Origin of the sequence: Hydrogenophaga sp. (assembly GCF_051860785.1) — a bacterium.
Lineage (GTDB): Bacteria > Pseudomonadota > Gammaproteobacteria > Burkholderiales > Burkholderiaceae_C > Hydrogenophaga.
This window is the reverse complement of record NZ_JBIMLB010000021.1, coordinates 17,985-33,579: the sequence shown is the minus strand read 5'-3', so window position 1 is coordinate 33,579 and position 15,595 is coordinate 17,985. Positions and strand designations below refer to the sequence as shown.

The 15,595-nt window shown below is 67.8% G+C and carries 16 protein-coding genes; 10 read left to right on the top strand and 6 right to left on the bottom strand.

The annotated features are described in order from the left end of the window. Positions 1–6: 6 nt before the first annotated feature. Entirely contained in the window at positions 7–2,361 is a 2,355-nt protein-coding gene (locus tag ACTIF6_RS21735) for a hybrid sensor histidine kinase/response regulator (protein WP_439589908.1), read from the bottom strand. 97 nt (positions 2,362–2,458) lie between these two features. On the opposite strand from ACTIF6_RS21735, the gene ACTIF6_RS21730 reads away from it, so the two are divergent. Both ACTIF6_RS21730 and ACTIF6_RS21725 read left to right on the top strand, forming a co-directional pair. Beyond that, complete coding sequence (locus ACTIF6_RS21730; protein ID WP_439589907.1) at positions 2,459–3,106, top strand: histidine phosphatase family protein; 648 nt, start codon at positions 2,459–2,461, stop codon at positions 3,104–3,106. After that, complete coding sequence (locus ACTIF6_RS21725) at positions 3,090–4,265, top strand: DSD1 family PLP-dependent enzyme (RefSeq protein WP_439589906.1); 1,176 nt, start codon at positions 3,090–3,092, stop codon at positions 4,263–4,265. Before ACTIF6_RS21730 ends, ACTIF6_RS21725 begins: the two co-directional genes overlap by 17 nt. Here ACTIF6_RS21725 and ACTIF6_RS21720 read toward each other — a convergent pair. After that, entirely contained in the window at positions 4,253–5,299 is a 1,047-nt protein-coding gene (locus ACTIF6_RS21720) for an SPOR domain-containing protein (protein WP_439589905.1), read from the bottom strand. The genes ACTIF6_RS21725 and ACTIF6_RS21720 overlap by 13 nt on opposite strands. A 112-nt stretch (positions 5,300–5,411) precedes the next feature. On the opposite strand from ACTIF6_RS21720, the gene ACTIF6_RS21715 reads away from it, so the two are divergent. Beyond that, complete coding sequence (locus ACTIF6_RS21715) at positions 5,412–7,121, top strand: lysoplasmalogenase family protein (protein ID WP_439589904.1); 1,710 nt, start codon at positions 5,412–5,414, stop codon at positions 7,119–7,121. Here the strand turns inward: ACTIF6_RS21715 and ruvB are convergent. After that, the gene (gene ruvB / locus ACTIF6_RS21710; RefSeq protein WP_439589903.1) at positions 7,111–8,163 is read right to left on the bottom strand and encodes a Holliday junction branch migration DNA helicase RuvB; all 1,053 of its coding nucleotides are present in this window, start codon (positions 8,161–8,163) and stop codon (positions 7,111–7,113) included. The two genes, ACTIF6_RS21715 and ruvB, sit on opposite strands and share 11 nt — an antisense overlap. After that, on the bottom strand, positions 8,164–8,742 hold the full coding sequence (ruvA, locus tag ACTIF6_RS21705) for a Holliday junction branch migration protein RuvA (protein ID WP_439589902.1): 579 nt from the start codon (positions 8,740–8,742) through the stop codon (positions 8,164–8,166). A 111-nt stretch (positions 8,743–8,853) separates the two neighbouring features. On the opposite strand from ruvA, the gene ACTIF6_RS21700 reads away from it, so the two are divergent. The 3 genes from ACTIF6_RS21700 to ybeY are packed head-to-tail and all read left to right on the top strand — an operon-like array spanning position 8,854 to position 10,702. Then, the gene (locus ACTIF6_RS21700; RefSeq protein WP_439589901.1) at positions 8,854–9,834 is read left to right on the top strand and encodes a PhoH family protein; all 981 of its coding nucleotides are present in this window, start codon (positions 8,854–8,856) and stop codon (positions 9,832–9,834) included. Positions 9,835–9,857: 23 nt separating this feature from the next. Beyond that, a complete protein-coding gene (locus ACTIF6_RS21695) occupies positions 9,858–10,247 on the top strand; it encodes an MliC family protein (protein WP_439589900.1) in 390 nt (129 codons plus the stop codon). Beyond that, complete coding sequence (gene ybeY, locus ACTIF6_RS21690; protein WP_439589899.1) at positions 10,247–10,702, top strand: rRNA maturation RNase YbeY; 456 nt, start codon at positions 10,247–10,249, stop codon at positions 10,700–10,702. The genes ACTIF6_RS21695 and ybeY overlap by 1 nt, the downstream gene beginning before the upstream one ends. A gap of 95 nt (positions 10,703–10,797) precedes the next feature. Here the strand turns inward: ybeY and dtd are convergent, their stop codons facing one another. Both dtd and ACTIF6_RS21680 read right to left on the bottom strand, forming a co-directional pair. Next, positions 10,798–11,241, bottom strand: coding sequence for a D-aminoacyl-tRNA deacylase (dtd, locus tag ACTIF6_RS21685; RefSeq protein ID WP_439589898.1), 444 nt, complete (start codon positions 11,239–11,241; stop codon positions 10,798–10,800). After that, a complete protein-coding gene (locus ACTIF6_RS21680; RefSeq protein ID WP_439589897.1) occupies positions 11,238–12,167 on the bottom strand; it encodes a cation diffusion facilitator family transporter in 930 nt (309 codons plus the stop codon). Before ACTIF6_RS21680 ends, dtd begins: the two co-directional genes overlap by 4 nt. Positions 12,168–12,210: 43 nt before the next feature. Between ACTIF6_RS21680 and ACTIF6_RS21675 the strand changes: the two genes are divergently transcribed. The 4 genes from ACTIF6_RS21675 to ACTIF6_RS21660 all read left to right on the top strand — a co-directional run bounded on the left by ACTIF6_RS21675 (position 12,211) and on the right by ACTIF6_RS21660 (position 15,595). Further along, a complete protein-coding gene (locus ACTIF6_RS21675) occupies positions 12,211–13,689 on the top strand; it encodes a sensor histidine kinase (RefSeq protein ID WP_439589896.1) in 1,479 nt (492 codons plus the stop codon). Next, on the top strand, positions 13,686–14,324 hold the full coding sequence (locus ACTIF6_RS21670) for a response regulator transcription factor (RefSeq protein WP_439589895.1): 639 nt from the start codon (positions 13,686–13,688) through the stop codon (positions 14,322–14,324). The genes ACTIF6_RS21675 and ACTIF6_RS21670 overlap by 4 nt, the downstream gene beginning before the upstream one ends. Positions 14,325–14,429: 105 nt before the next feature. Beyond that, a complete protein-coding gene (locus tag ACTIF6_RS21665; RefSeq protein ID WP_439589894.1) occupies positions 14,430–14,921 on the top strand; it encodes a GlcG/HbpS family heme-binding protein in 492 nt (163 codons plus the stop codon). Next, a complete protein-coding gene (locus ACTIF6_RS21660) occupies positions 14,918–15,595 on the top strand; it encodes an ankyrin repeat domain-containing protein (protein ID WP_439589893.1) in 678 nt (225 codons plus the stop codon). Before ACTIF6_RS21665 ends, ACTIF6_RS21660 begins: the two co-directional genes overlap by 4 nt.

Sequence of the window (15,595 nt, the reverse complement as noted above, 5' to 3'; positions counted from 1 at the left end):
CAGGGCTCAGGCAGCGGGTTGCTCGAGCAGGTTGCGGATCGCCTCGCCCAGGGCGTCCATGCTGTCCTGCTTGCCCAGCACCTCGCGCACGCCGGCCTCGGCCGCCTGGGCCAGCAGCTTGTCGTTCACGTGGCCCGAGACGATGGCGACGCGCAGCGCAGGACGCAGGCTGCGCACCAGGTGGGCCACTTCCACACCAGAGAGGCCGGGCATGTTCTGGTCGGTCACCACCAGGTCCACCGGCTCCTGGGGATGGGCGCGCAGCCAGTCCAGCGCCGCCTCGCCCGACTCGAAGGTGCTGGCCCGGTAGCCCTGCTTGCGCAGCAGCCGGCCCACCAGGAACACCAGCGCTTCGTAGTCGTCGATGTAGATCACGTGCTTGCCCGGCACGGCCGCTTCGGGCCGTTGCGGAGCCACTGCTTCAGGCGCTGGTGATTCGTCGCCCTGCGCCGCAGCGGATGCGAGCGGCAGGTAGACGTCGAAACGCGCGCCCTCGCCCGAACGGCTCTGGATCTGAATGGCGCCCCGATGGGCTTTGACGATGCCGTGCACCACCGCCAGCCCCAGACCCGTGCCGGCTCCGGGCGCCTTGGTGGTGAAGAACGGTTCGAAGATGCGGCGCTGGGTGTCTTCGTCCATGCCGGGCCCGTTGTCGGCCACGCTCAGGCAGGCGTAGGTGCCGCTGGGCACACCGCCCAGTTGCAGGGCCTTCGAAGCGTCCAGGCTCACCTCGCGCAGCGCCACCGTGATGTCTCCCGCCTGGCCATCCATGGCCTGCCAGGCGTTGGTGCACAGGTTCATCAGCACCTGCTGCATCTGCGTGGCATCGGCCTGCACGGGCAGCCCCCGGCCCGGCAGCCGGGCCACCAGCTTGATGCCGGCGGGCAGCAGCGAGCGCATGAGGCCCAGCGCCTCTTCCACCAGCGGGGTCAGGGGCTGGCGCACCATTTCCTGCGTCTGACGCCGGCTGAAGGTCAGGATCTGCTGCACCAGCTGCCGCGCACGAATGGCCGCACGGTTGATCTCGGTCAGACTTTCCTGGGCCGGATGCCCGTCGCCCACGTCCTCGCGCGCCAGCACCAGATTGCCCAGAATGGCGGCGAGCAGGTTGTTGAAATCGTGTGCGACACCACCGGCCAGCGTGCCGATGGCCTCCATCTTCTGCGACTCGCGCAGTTGCACTTCCAGCACCCGTTGCTGGGCTTCTGCCAGCTTGTGTTCGGTGATGTCGGTGTGCGTGCCCACGATGCGCAGCGGCTGGCCATCCTCATCACGCGCGATCACCATGCCCCGCGAAAGCACCCATTTCCACGAACCGTCCCTGCAGCGGATGCGGTGCTCGTTGCGGTAGGCGGGCAGGTGGCCGTCGAAGTGCGCCTGCCGGTCGGCCCGCATCTGGGGAATGTCGTCGGAGTGGGTCAGTGCATCGAGGTTGAACAGGTCCTCATCGCCATAACCCAGCATGTTTTTGATACCCACCGAGACGAAGCCCTGGTCGGTCTGGGGATTCCATTCCCACACGCCATCGCCCGCGCTTTCCAGGGCCAGTTTCCAGAGCGCTTCGTTGGCGTGCAGCGCAGCCTCGGCCTGCTTGCGTGCGGTGATGTCGAGCAACACGCCCACGCGGTGGGTGCCCTCTGGTCCGACCGTGACCGCATAGGAACGTCGGTACACCCACTTCACGTTGCCATCGGGAAGGACAATGCGGAACTCACCGCCCAGATCGACTGGTCCCCTCTGGATGTCCTGCATGTCCTGCTCGAGGATGGCCTGATCGTCGGGATGGCGGTAGCGCGAGGCCAGCAAGGGGTCGCGCAGAAGGTCCTCGGGCTCGAAGCCGTAGATGTCGCGCACGCCCGGGCTCACGTAGAGGTACTCGCGCTGGCCATCGGGCTTGACGAACACGGAGAACACCATGCCCGGCACCTGAGACGTGATCAGTCGCAGCTGTTCCTCGCTCTCGCGCACGGCTTTCTGGCTGCGGATGCGCTCGGTGATGTCCTCCACCGTGCCTTCGTAGTACCGCAGCTCACCTGCCACGTTGCGCACGGCGTGTGCGTTTTCGCTGATCCAGACCCGCTCACGCGTCTTGTGGCGGTAGATTTCAGAGATGAAGCCGCGCACGAAACCATCGCGCTCGAGCTGCTGTTTGAATTCGTTGCGCCGCGCCGGGTCGACGTACCACTCGATGGCAATATCCTTCACGCCTTCGATCATTTCCGCCTCGGTCTCGTAACCGTTGAGTTCCACCAGCGCCTGGTTGGCACGGATCATGTGGCCGTCAGACGAGCTCCGATACGCCCCGATCGGCAGGAAATTGAAAAGGGTGGAAAAATCCCCGTCGGGCGTTGAGGGCGTCATGAGCGAATTGTCTCGCAAAGCCCAGCCTGCGCCGGTTTCCAGCCGGTGTCCGACCCGCTAAAGTCGCCGCTGTCCGACCATTCCCCGAAAGCCTCTCTTGCAGATCACCCGCATCCTGGCCGTGCGCCACGGCGAAACCGCCTGGAATCGCGACACACGCATCCAGGGCCACACCGACATCGCACTCAACGAGCGCGGCCGCTGGCAGGCCGGCCGACTGGCGCTGGCCCTGCAGGACGAGCCGATTGCCGCGGTCTACGCCAGCGACCTGGGCCGCGCCTTCGAGACCGCCGAAGCTGTGGCCCGACTCAAGGGCCTGCCGGTCGTCACCCACACCGGCCTGCGCGAGCGCCATTTTGGCCAGTTCGAGGGCCACACCTGGGCCGACCTGGAGCTGCGCTGGCCCACCGAAGCGCTGGCCTGGCGCAAGCGCATGCCCGATTTCGCGCCGGCCGGTGGCGAATCTCTCCATCAATTGCAGCTGCGCGTGATCCCCACCGTGCTGTCGCTGGCAGCGCGGCACCCCGGTGAACAAGTGCTGATGGTCGCGCACGGCGGCGTGCTGGACATCCTCTACCGCGCAGCCACACGGCTGGAACTGCAGGCCCCGCGCAGCTGGGAACTGCCCAACACCGGCATCAACCGGCTGCTCTGGTCACCCGAAGGCCTGAGTCTGGTCGGCTGGGGCGATACCCAGCATCTGCAAGTCGAAACAGGAAACGCGCTCGATGAATCCAGCACTTGACGAAGCCTCGCGCTGGGAGCGCGCGCGCGCGTGGATCGGCCAGGGCGTGGCCGTGGTCGACACGCCTTCGCTGGTGATCGACCTCGACGCCATGGACCACAACCTCGCGCGCATGGCTGGGTTCGCCCACGAGCGCGGGCTTCGATTGCGGCCTCACGCCAAGATGCACAAGAGCGCCGAACTCGCGCGGTTGCAGGTAGCCCACGGTGCGGTCGGGGTGTGCGTGCAGAAGACCGATGAGGCCCTGGCGCTGGCGCACGCGGGCGCGCACGACATCCTCATCACCAACGAAGTGATTGCGCCGCAAAAACTCCGACGGCTGGCGCAGGCGGTGCGCGACCTGCCCACGCGCTTCGGCCTGGTGGTGGACAGCGCGCTGGGCGTGGCGCGGCTGGCCGATGCCCTGACCGATGCGGGCGTGCGGGGAGAGCACCGCATGGACGTGTACATCGAGATCGACGTGGGCCACGGCCGCTGCGGTGTGCCGCCCGGGGAGACGGCCGTGGTGCTCGCGCACAGCATCCTGGCCAACCCGGTGCTGCATTTCGCGGGTCTGCAGGCCTACCACGGTGCCGCGCAACACCGGCGCAACCCGGCGGAACGGGCCCAGGCCATCGGCGAAGCGGCGTGGACGGCAGCCTTGGCGCGCGAGCGGCTGCAAGCCAGCGGCTTCTCCGTGCCCCTGATCACCGGTGCGGGCACGGGCACTTTCGTGCTGGAGGCCTCCAGCCGCGTGTGGGGCGAGTTGCAGGCGGGCTCTTACCTGTTCATGGACGCGGACTACGCATTGAACGAGCCCGCGCCGCAAGCCCCCGTGTTCGAGCACGCCCTGTTCGTCAAGAGCCAGGTGATGAGCCGGGGCGCGTTGCACGCCGTGTGCGACGCGGGCCACAAGAGCCACGCCATCGACAGCGGCCTGCCCGCGGTGTGGTTTCCCGGCGGCCTGACCTACGCCAACGGCGGCGACGAGCACGGCCTGCTGCGCGCCTCTGGTCCGGGCGCCGCACTGCCCGAACTGGGCGAAACGGTCTGGCTGGTGCCCGGCCACTGCGATCCCACGGTCAACCTGCACGACTTCATGGTGGGTGTGCGGGGCGGACTCGCCGCTGGACACGTGGAGCGCATCATCGCCGTGGACGCACGCGGTCACGGCTGGTAGATCTGGGCCTCCAGCCCCAGCGAGCGGATGCGCTCGGCCGCCGCCTCGACCGCATGGCGGTCGGCAAAGGGGCCTACGCGCACGCGGGTGCGCGCACCCTTGGGCATTTCCACGATCTGGGTGAAAGCCGGCAGGCCCTCTTCCAGCAGACGGGCATGGGCCTTCTCGGCATTGGCGGGATCGGCGAACAGCCCTACGTTGATGGCGTATTCCCTGGTCGAGGCCGCAGCGGCCGGCTCGGGTGCGGGCGGTTTCGGGATCGGTGCAAGGATCGGCGGCGGCACGGGAGCCACCGGCTCTGACGCTGGTGGCTCGACCACCACTTCCCGCGGCACTTCAACCACGGCGGGTTCGGAGGCCGCAGCGGCTGCGGGTTCCGTGGCGGGTTCAACGGTGGTTTGCGCAGGCGTCTCCACCAAGGGCTCGGGTGGAGCGGGCGGCGCGACGGGGGCCGACGCCGGCGCAGTCACCTCGGTGGGCGGTTCGGCCGGCGCCCACGACCAGGCCACATAGCCCGCGACCAGTGAACCCACCAGCAGCGCGTTCAGCGCCACCAGCCCCCAGAGCCTGCGCCGCGTGCTGGCCTGTTTCTCCAGCGCCTCGCAGGCTTCACGCACGGTGCGGGCCTCGCGCACGGCACGCGTCATGCGCCGACGGGTGTCGGCGTGCAGCCAGGCGTTGCCATAAGCCCCGGGGATGGCAATGCACAGGGCAAGCAGCGCGCCCAGCACACCCCACTCCACCGCCGGTGGCCAGTGCAGGAAACGCCGGGCCAGGCCCAGAATGAGCAGGGCCAGCCCCTCGGCACAGGCCACATAGACCAGCGCGGCCAGCCACACCTGACGAAACGCCAGCCAGTTGAGCGTGATCAGGCCGGCGGCCCAGTTCCAGGCCGGACTGGCGCGCCCGGCCTCGTCGAAGCGCGCAAACAGGCTCAGGTAGTGCGCCGTGTTCACCGGGCCGAGAGCGGCACGGTAGAGCGCGGTGGTGGCACTCTCAGGGGCGTTCGCGGCGGGCTGCGAGGGAGCGGACATGCCCGATTCTGGCACGGGGCATGCGGGTTGTTGCCAGCCTCGGGCAGCGGTGAATCTGGCCACAATGCGCGCATGCCCAGCCCCTGCCCCACAAGCTCCACATGAGCCCCACATGAGCCCCAGCCAGATCATCGTGCTGGCCACCCCGGTCTTCTTCGCCCTCATCGCGGTGGAGTACGCCATCGGCATCAAGCGCCGGCGCAACACCTACCGCCTCGACGACGCCATCTCCAGCATCGGCCTGGGCATGCTCAGCCAGATCAGCGCGGTGTTCACGCGTTTGCTGCGGGTGGGCATCTATACCGCCGTCTACTCGTCGGTGGCGATCTGGCCCGATCACCCGTTCTGGACCACCTGGGCCGGCTGGCTCGTGGCGCTGGTGTTCTACGACTTCTGCTACTACTGGCTGCACCGCGCCGGGCACGAGAGCGCCGTGTTCTGGGCCGCGCACGTGGTGCACCACCAGAGCCAGGACTACAACCTCTCCACCGCGCTGCGCCAGACCAGCTCGGGCGCGTTGCTGGGCTGGGTGTTCTACCTGCCGATGGCGGTAGCGGGTGTACCGCCCCTGGTGTTCGGCGTGGTGGCCCTCATCGACCTGCTCTACCAGTTCTGGGTGCACACCGAGCAGGTGGGCAAGCTCGGCTGGTTCGACCGCTGGTTCTGCAGCCCGTCCAACCACCGCGTGCACCACGCCGTGAACGACCGCTACGTCGACCGCAACTACGGCGGCATCCTCATCGTCTGGGACCGCCTCTTCGGCAGCTTCAAGGAAGAGGACGAGAAGTGCGTGTACGGCACGCGCAAGCCGCTGAACAGCTGGGATCCGCTGTGGGCCAATGGCGAGGTGTACTGGGGACTGCTGAAGGACGCCTGGCACACACGAAGCTGGGTCGACAAGGTCCGCGTGTGGTTCAAGCCGCCGGGCTGGCGACCCGCCGATGTGGCGGCGCGTTTCCCATCACCCGCTTTCGACGTGGCCCGCGTGCAGCGCTATGCGCCCTCCACCGGCCGGGATGTGCAGATCTTCGCGGGCGTGCAGTTCGCGCTGCTGCTCGGTGGCGTGGCCGGGTTCCTGTGGTTCGCCGATGTCTTGCCGATGGCGCGCAACGCGGTGGTGTTTTCCGTTCTGCTGGTTGCGCTGTGGGCCATCGGCGCGGTGATGCAGGGCCGCATCGGGATGGGCGAGGCGCTGCTGATCGAATGTGGCGCCTTGTCCATGGCCTGCGCGGCGCTGGGCTGGGTGGAGCTGCACCGCGTGTTCAAGCCCCTGGCCATGCTGGCGGCGATGGCGATCGTGTTCCACGCACGTCCGCGCGGCATGCGCTGGTTGCTGGCTGCCCTGGCGGCCTCGCTGGCAGGCGACGCGTTCCTCATGCTCCCGGGCTATTTCATCCCGGGCCTCGTGGCTTTCCTGCTGGCCCATCTGGCCTACATCGCCCTCTTCCGCCAGGACGTCAATTGGCTGCCCAGCCGCAGGGCTCTTGTTGCGGTGACCGGCGTCGGCCTGGCCATGTACAGCGTGCTCTGGTTAGGAGGCCTGCCTGCGGGCTTGCGCGCACCGGTGGCGGCCTATGTGGTGGCCATCGCGCTGATGGCAGCCCAGGCCATCGGTCGCGCCACCGTGCTGCGAGATGCGCCATCGGTGCTGGTGGCGGTGGGCGCCGGAAGCTTCATGCTCAGCGACACCCTGCTGGCCATCAACCGGTTCGTCACGCCTCTGCCGATGTCGCAAGTGTGGGTGCTGAGCACCTACTACGCCGCGCAGTGCCTGATCGTGGCCGGCATGCTGCGCCAGCGCCCCACGCCGGTCACTCGTTGAACAAGGCCCCGTCGGCCGTGGGCGGTGCCACGCCCAGATGCCGGTACGCCGCCAGCGTGGCAATGCGCCCGCGCGGCGTGCGCTGCAGAAAGCCCTGCTGGATCAGGTAAGGCTCGATCACGTCTTCGATGGTGTCGCGCTCTTCGCCGATGCTGGCGGCGATGTTGTCCAGCCCGACCGGGCCGCCGTCGAAACGGTGGATCACGGCTTCGAGCAGCTTGCGGTCCATCAGGTCGAAGCCCTGCGGGTCCACGTCGAGCATGGCGAGGGCACGGTTGGCGATGTCTTTCGTGATCGTGCCGCTGCCTTTCACATCCGCGTAGTCGCGCACGCGGCGCAACAGGCGGTTGGCGATGCGGGGCGTGCCGCGCGAGCGGCGCGCGATCTCGAAACCGCCTTCCGCATCCATCGGCGCGTTCAGCAAGCCCGCACTGCGTTTGACGATGCGCGCGAGTTCTTCTGAGGTGTAGAACTCCAGCCGCGCCACGATGCCGAAGCGGTCGCGCAGCGGGTTGGTGAGCATGCCGGCGCGGGTGGTGGCGCCGACCAGGGTGAAGGGTTGCAGGTCCAGCTTGATGCTGCGCGCCGCCGGGCCTTCGCCGATCATGATGTCGATCTGGTAGTCCTCCAGCGCGGGATAGAGAATTTCTTCCACCACCGGCGAGAGTCGGTGGATCTCGTCGATGAAGAGCACGTCGTTGGGCTCCAGGTTGGTCAGCAGCGCCGCCAGGTCCTTGGGCTTCTCCAGCACGGGCCCACTGGTCTGGCGCAGGTTCACGCCGAGTTCCTGCGCGATGATGTGCGAGAGCGTGGTCTTGCCCAGGCCCGGAGGGCCGAACAGCAGCACGTGGTCCAGCGCCTCGCTGCGCTTCTTCGCCGCGCCGATGAAGATCTCGAGCTGCTCGCGCACCTTGAGCTGTCCCACGTACTCGTCCAGCAGCTTGGGCCGCAGCGCACGCTCTATCGCCTCTTCCTTGGGTGAGGCCGGCGCGGCAGACACCACGCGCGGCGCGGGGGCGAAATCGTCGGTCTGGATGCTCATTTACTTCGCCAGAGTTTTCAGCGCGAGCTTGATGCCGTCGCTCACACCCACATCCTTGGGCAGGGCCTTGAACGCTGCGCTGGCGTCCTTGTCGCTGTAGCCGAGCGCCATCAGAGCCTGCTGAATATCGCTCTGCACATCGCTCTGCACCAGACCACCGCCGCTGAGGTTCAGGTCGGCACCCAGCTTGCCCTTGAGTTCGAGCAGCAGGCGTTCGGCGGTCTTCTTGCCGATACCGGGCACCTTGACGATGCGGCCGCTGTCCTGCGCGCTGATGGCCTGGGACAGGTCGGCCACGCTCATGCCGGAGAGCACTGAGAGCGCGGTGCGCGGACCGACGCCGCTGATCTTGATGAGCTGGCGAAAGGCCTCGCGCTCCGGTGCGGTGCCGAAACCGTAGAGAATCTGCGCGTCCTCACGGACCACGAAGTGCGTGAGCAAGGCCACTTTCTCGCCGGTGGCGGGCAGGTTGTAGAAGGTGCTCATCGGCACGTCCACCTCGTAGCCCACGCCGTGGCAGTCCAGCAGGATCTGGGGCGGATTCTTTTCCAGCAGCGTACCGGTCAACTTGCCTATCATTGGCGTTCTTTCTTTCCAGTCGTTCGCAGGGCCGTCCCAAGAACAACTGCACCCCCTCGGGGGGCCTGGCTTCGCCAGGGTTGGGGGCCTAACTTCACGGGAATTATCGGCTTGATTCTCAGACACACCTTCTCACCGCCCGACAACACGCGCATGTCGCACCTGTGCGGACCCATGGACAGCCACATCCGCAGCATCGAGGCCGCGCTGCAAGTCAAGGTGGCGCACCGCTTCGAGCAGTTCCGCATCGAAGGGCCCAAGGCGAAGGCCACCCAGGCGCTGGAAACCTTGCAGGCGCTCTACGAGATGGCGAAGAAACCGATTCCCGCAGAGCAGGTTCAACTGATGCTGAGCGGCGACACCGCGCTGGCCGAGCCCGGCGACGGTGCCCTGGCCATGCAGACGCGGCGTGGCGAGGTGCGCGGGCGCACGCCCAACCAGGCGCGCTACCTGGAGAACATGGCCACCCACGACATCACCTTCGGCATTGGCCCGGCCGGCACCGGCAAGACGTATCTGGCCGTGGCCTGCGCGGTGGACGCGCTGGAGCGCAGCGCGGTGCAGCGCATCGTGCTCACGCGCCCCGCCGTGGAAGCGGGCGAGAAGCTCGGTTTCCTGCCCGGCGACCTCGGCCAGAAAGTGGACCCTTATCTGCGTCCGCTGTACGACGCGCTCTACGACCTGATGGGAGCCGACAAGGTGGCCAAAGCGTTCGAGCGCCAGCAGATCGAGATCGCGCCACTGGCCTTCATGCGCGGACGCACGCTCAACCACGCCTTCGTGATCCTGGACGAGGCGCAGAACACCACCGTCGAGCAGATGAAGATGTTCCTCACCCGCATCGGCTTCGGCGCCAAGGCGGTGGTCACGGGCGACGTGAGCCAGATTGACCTGCCGCGCACGCAGCTGAGTGGCCTGATCGATGCCGAGCGCGTCTTGAAGCGCGTGCAGGGCATCGCCATCACACGCCTCTCCAGCGCCGACGTGGTGCGCCACCCGCTGGTGGCGCGCATCGTGGACGCCTACGACGCCCGCACGCCGGCGGCAGAAGATGCGCCTCCGGTCAAACGCGCCCGACGCAGCGCCAGCTGAGATCACACCCCATGCGAAACCCCATGCCTTTTCGCGCCCTGCTGGCCTTGGTGGGCGCGCTGGCGTCCAGCGCCTTCGCCCAGGGCAGCGCACCCGCACCGGCGGCACAGCCCCTGATGTTCAGCAGCCAGACCGTGCAGTACAAATGCGACGGCGGCGCTGAGATCGAACTGGTCTACCTCAACCTGGCCAATGGCAACGCGTTCGCCGCGCTGCACCACCAGAACCGCACCGTGATGTTGCAAGGCCGCCGCGCCACCACCGGCGTGCGCTTCGTGGCGCTGGACGAGCGGTACAGCCTGCGCTGGTACACCCAGGGCATGAAGGGCGAGCTCAGCATCCAGCCCGTCGGCCAGGGCGCGCAAGAGGCCACGTTGCTGGCCAACTGTTTCGCCCAGCCGGCCAAACGCTGATGGCGCTGCCCTCGCTCTCGCTGTCCCTGCAGTTCGGCGACCTCGCCGACGCCGCCACCCACCGTGCCGCGTTGCCACGCCATCTCGTGGTGCGCTGCATCCGCCACGCGCTGGAGGCCGATGCCGAGATCACGGTGCGCATCGTCGATGCCGAGGAAGGCCAGGCACTCAACCGCGACTACCGCGGCCGCGACTACGCCACCAACGTGCTGACTTTCGACTACGCCACCGAGCCGATGGTGATGGCCGACCTGGTGCTGTGCGCCCCGGTCGTGGCGCGCGAAGCGGCCGAACTGAAGAAGCCGCTGGCCCAGCACTACGTGCACCTGCTGGTGCACGGCACGCTGCACGCGCAGGGCTGGGACCACGAGACCGGAGAAGAAGACGCGGAAGAGATGGAAGCGCGCGAGACCCAGATCCTCGCGGGCCTCGGCCAGCCCGATCCGTATCGCTAGATCCCCCCGCGCCGCCTGCGGCGTCACCCCCGGGGGCGCACTCTACGGCCCGGCAAAGCCGGTTCCGTGAGTGCTCTGGACGAGGACCTGCGCTCTTACGCCACCATCCGCAAGGGAATCGTGACGGGTCCGTCGTTGACCAAGTGCACCTTCATGTCGGCACCGAAACGGCCCGTGTGGACCACCGGGTGCTGCGCCCGGGCCGACTTCACGAACGCGTTGTAGAGCGCTTCACCCAGCACGGGCGGCGCGGCGCCCGTGAAACCCGGCCGGTTGCCACTCCTGGTGTCGGCCGCCAGAGTGAACTGACTGACGATCAGCATGCCGCCGCCCACGTCCTGCACGCTGCGGTTCATCTTGCCGGCCTCGTCGCTGAAGATGCGCAGCTTGAGGATCTTGGCGAGCAGCTTCTCGCCGGTGGCTTCGGTGTCGTCGGGTTCGGCGCACACCAGCACCAGCAGGCCATGACCGATGGCGCCCACCGTCTGGCCATCGATGTCCACTCGGGCCTCACTCACCCGTTGAAGCAGCGAAATCAAATCAGGTCCCTTTCATCATCGAAGTGCGCTTCCACATCGCTGGGCAGCAGCTGGATGGTGGCACGCAGGCCCGGCACAGCGCTCATGAGCGCCTGCTCCACGCTTGTGCGCACGGCCGCGGCCCTGCCCAGCGACCAGTTCGCCGGCATGTGCATGTGCAGGTCAACGAATCGCCGCTGGCCGGCCTTGCGCGAACTCACGTGGTCGAAACGGATGATGGTTGTTTCACCCGCTGTGGATGCAAATCCGTCCAGCGTCTGCTGGATGGTGGCCAGAACCTCGGGCTCGACCGCTTCGTCCATCAGCCCCTGCGACGAACGCCACATGAGGTGAAAACCTTCCTTGAGAATGTTGGTCGCCACGGCCATGGCGACCAGCGGGTCGAGCCACAGCCAGCCACTGAAATGCACCAGGCCAATACCCAGCACCACACCGGCGGAGGTCCAGACATCGGTGACAAGGTGTTTTGCATCGGCCTCCAGCGCAATGGACCGGTGCTCTTTCGCAGCCCGGAACATCACCCAGGCCAGCAGACCGTTGAGCGCCGAGCTCGTCACCGACAGCGCCAGGCCCCAGCCGACTTGCTCGATGGGTCGCGGGTCGAACAGGCGGTGCCCGGCCGCCCAGATGATGCCGAGGGCCGCAGCGATGATGAGGATGCCTTCGAATCCAGAGGAAAAGTACTCGGCCTTGTGGTGGCCGTAGGGATGGTCCTCGTCGGCTGGACGCGCCGCGATCGTCACCATCACCAGGCCAAACACCGCACTGGCCAGGTTCACCAGCGACTCCATGGCGTCGGACAGAAGCCCCACCGAATCGGTGATGACCCAGGCCAGGGTCTTGAGCGCGATGGTGACCACCGCGACGACGATGGACGCCATCAGCAGGCGCCTCGGTGTCAGCATGCGAGAGTGCGCGGGTGTCATGCACCGGATTGTGACGGCTGGCCAGCGTGCCAGAATCGGCCGCATGCGGCAGTCTTGGCAATCGCTCAAGTGGTGGGTGCCCGCCGGGGTGGCCATCGCCCTGGGCGGCGCGGTATGGCTCGCCCGGAGTTCGCTGGCGGATCAACGCGCGCTGTTCGAGACCGACGCGCGCATCGTGCACCGCCTGCTGAGTCAACAAGTGGTGCAGCACGACGCCATCCTCGCCACGCTGGCGCTGCTGCAACCCGACGGTGCGGGACCGTCCGGCACGCCGCCCGAGCAACGCCTGCCCGCGCTCTACCCTCAGATTCTTGCCGTCCAGCGGCGCGACGCCAACCAGACATGGCCCGACACAGCGCTCGCCGAGGCCGAGGCCGCCTCGAGAACGGCCCGCCGCGCCGCACTGGCCGCGCCCGACCTGCACAGCGGGCGCTACCGCATGGTGCTCGCAGCCACGCCGACGAGCTACGCACTCACCATCGATCTGCGCGGCATGGTGCCGTGGTCGGAGTGGCCGATGCAGCGCGAGAGCAGCCCGGTGCGGGTGTCGCTGGTGCACGCGGGCAGCGAGCACGTCATCCAGCCCGGTGCGCCAGCGAAAGCGGGAGGAAGCGGCTGGCGCTTCGAGTTCCACAAGGTGGTGGCCGCCGAGAGCCAGCCATTCGACGTGGTGGCCGTGCGCGATGTGGGCTGGAGCCAGTTGCCCTGGGGGCGCATGCTGGCCTGGATGCTGTCGGTGGCGTTTTTGCTGGCCGCCCTGCGGCACCTGCAGCGCCAGCGCAGCGAACGCCGCCGCGCGGAAGAACTGCTGCGGCTCGGACAGGTGGGACGGCTGAACACGCTGGGTGAACTGGCCGCCGGCATGGCACACGAACTCAACCAGCCACTCACCGCCGTTCTGGCCAATACCCAGGCCGCCCAGCGTCTGCTCAACGACGAGCCCCCAGCCATCGATACCGCGCGCGGTGCCATGACCCAGGCCGCCGAACAAGCCCGTCGCGCAGCCGAGGTGGTGGGTCGTCTGCGCCGCGCGGTGGAGCGCCCCGACACCGCCGGCCAGCAGCAGGCGGTGGACCTGGTCGAAGCCGTGCGCCGCGCGCTGTACCTGCTGGAACCCGAATGCAAGCGGCGTGGCGTCGAGCCCGTGCACGAAGGCGCGCAGAACCTGATGGTGCAGGCCGACCCGGTGGCGCTCGACCAGATCGTGCACAACCTGATCCTCAATGCGCTGCAGGCGCTGGAGCAGGTAGAAGCCACGAAGCGCCGTCTCGTGCTGACGCTGGGCGTGCACGGCGGGCAGGCCGAACTGGCGGTGGCCGACAGCGGCCCTGGCATTGCGCCCGACGTTTTGCCTCGGCTGTTCGAACCCTTCTTCTCCACCCGCGAAAACGGGCTGGGCCTCGGGCTGAGCCTGTGCGAATCGCTCGCCCAGGGCATGGGAGGCTCGATCACCGCCGCCAACCCGCCCGCGGGCGGGGCGGTGTTCCGGCTGAGGCTGCCGCTGAAAGGAGTCCACCCGTGAGCACCGACACCTTGTCGCCCACGGTGCACCTGATCGACGACGACCAGGCGGTGCGGGAAAGCCTGGCCTTGCTGATCGGCACGGTGGGTCTGCGCGTGCAGCCCTGGAGCGATCCGCAGGCTTTCCTGAAGGAGTTCGACCGCGAGGGCATCGGTGCCATCCTGCTGGACGTTCGCATGCCTGGCATCAGCGGTCTCACGGTGCTCGACACGCTGGTGGCGCAGGGCGTGGACCAGCCGGTGATCATGCTCACCGGCCATGGCACGGTGGAGATGTGCCGCCGCGCCTTCAAGGCCGGCGCAGCAGAGTTTCTGGAAAAGCCGGTGAACGACGAGGCCTTGCTGGAAGCGCTGCAGAACGCCGTGCGCCAGCATGTGCGCTCGCGCCAGAGGAACGAAGGCGATCGCGCCGCCCGTGAGCGCTATGCGCAACTCTCCGAGCGCGAGCGCGAGGTGCTGGGCCTGATCGTCGAGGGCCTCACCAACAAGGAAATCGGCCGTGCGCTGGGCCTGTCGCCGCGCACCGTGGAAACCCACCGGGCCAACCTGTTCGCCAAGCTGCAGGTGGCGTCGCTGGCGCACCTGATCCGGCACTACGCCGCGCTGGTGGATGCCGATGATGCCGGCACTGCGTAGTTCTACGGAGGGCTGCGCGTAGCCGTCCGAATGGTGCCGGCGCGCGCGAATTTCTACAGTTCTCCCACGGTTGATCGAACCGCTTCACAACACCCGGAGAACACCATGAAACTCATCGCCCAGACCTCATTCCTTGCCCTGTCCGTCATCGCCACCGCCGCCAGCGCCCAGGCCGTGCGCGTGGAAAAGAACATGTCGCTCGACCTGGCCAACCAGATCGCCGCCGCCACCGTCGCGTCGTGCAGCGCGAGCGGCTACAACGTGACGGCCGCCGTGGTGGACCGTGCCGGCTCCCTGCGCGCCCTGCAGCGCGCCGACAACGCCGGCCCGCACACGGTGGGAGCCGCACAGGGCAAGGCCTACACCTCGGCTTCAGCACGCAACACCACCGCCGCCATGCTGGAGAACGTACAGAAGAACCCGGGCGCCGCGACGCTGGTGGACATCCCGGGCTTCCTGGTGCTGGGTGGCGGTGTGCCCATCAAGGTGGGCAACGAAGTCATCGGTGCCGTTGGCGTGGGCGGCGCGCCCGGTGGTCATCTGGACGAGCAATGTGCGAACGCGGGCATTGCCAAAGTTGCCGAGCTTCTGAAATGAAGACCCTGTTGTTGGCGCTGTCGCTGATTTTCACCGTTGCAGGCGCTCAGGCGCAGGTCGGCCCCAGCGCGGCCGAAGTGGCGACCTACACGGGGCTGCACGCAGCGGCCTACAAAGGCGACACGGCAAAGATCGCACGACTGGCGGCCGCAGGTGCACCACTCAACGCCACCGACGCCCATGGGCGCACACCACTGCATGTGGCTACCTTCGCGCGTCAACGCGAGGCGATCCGCGCGCTGGCCAAGGCCGGCGCCGACATCAACCGGCTGGAGAACGACCGCTACGACGGTGTCACCATCGCCTCGGTCGCGGACGATGAGGAAACGTTGCGCGTGCTGCTGCAACTCGGCGCCAGCGCGAAGCAGACCACCAGCCGCTACGACGGCACGGCCCTCATTGCGGCGGCGCACCTGGGGCACGACGGCGTGGTGCGTCAGCTCATTGCAGCGGGCGCGCCGCTGGACCACGTGAACAACCTGCACTGGACGGCGGTGATCGAGTCCATCGTGCTGGGTGACGGTGGTGCGCGGCATCAGGCGACCTTGAAAGCCTTGATCGACGCGGGTGCCAGCCTGGCGCTGACGGACCGTCAGGGGCAGACGCCGCTGGCGCTTGCAAAGTCTCGAGGCTACTCAGCCATGGTGGTCATGCTGGAGAAGGCCGGGAGGTGA

Bases quoted from the DNA above. Each gene is read 5' to 3' on its own strand.
- ACTIF6_RS21735 (WP_439589908.1), bottom strand. From the start codon at position 2,361: ATGACGCCCTCAACGCCCGACGGGGATTTTTCCACCCTTTTCAATTTC.
- ACTIF6_RS21725 (WP_439589906.1), top strand. From the start codon at position 3,090: ATGAATCCAGCACTTGACGAAGCCTCGCGCTGGGAGCGCGCGCGCGCG.
- ACTIF6_RS21720 (WP_439589905.1), bottom strand. From the start codon at position 5,299: ATGTCCGCTCCCTCGCAGCCCGCCGCGAACGCCCCTGAGAGTGCCACC.
- ACTIF6_RS21715 (WP_439589904.1), top strand. From the start codon at position 5,412: ATGAGCCCCAGCCAGATCATCGTGCTGGCCACCCCGGTCTTCTTCGCC.
- ruvB (WP_439589903.1), bottom strand. From the start codon at position 8,163: ATGAGCATCCAGACCGACGATTTCGCCCCCGCGCCGCGCGTGGTGTCT.
- ruvA (WP_439589902.1), bottom strand. From the start codon at position 8,742: ATGATAGGCAAGTTGACCGGTACGCTGCTGGAAAAGAATCCGCCCCAG.
- ACTIF6_RS21695 (WP_439589900.1), top strand. From the start codon at position 9,858: ATGCCTTTTCGCGCCCTGCTGGCCTTGGTGGGCGCGCTGGCGTCCAGC.
- ybeY (WP_439589899.1), top strand. From the start codon at position 10,247: ATGGCGCTGCCCTCGCTCTCGCTGTCCCTGCAGTTCGGCGACCTCGCC.
- ACTIF6_RS21680 (WP_439589897.1), bottom strand. From the start codon at position 12,167: ATGACACCCGCGCACTCTCGCATGCTGACACCGAGGCGCCTGCTGATG.
- ACTIF6_RS21675 (WP_439589896.1), top strand. From the start codon at position 12,211: ATGCGGCAGTCTTGGCAATCGCTCAAGTGGTGGGTGCCCGCCGGGGTG.
- ACTIF6_RS21665 (WP_439589894.1), top strand. From the start codon at position 14,430: ATGAAACTCATCGCCCAGACCTCATTCCTTGCCCTGTCCGTCATCGCC.
- ACTIF6_RS21660 (WP_439589893.1), top strand. From the start codon at position 14,918: ATGAAGACCCTGTTGTTGGCGCTGTCGCTGATTTTCACCGTTGCAGGC.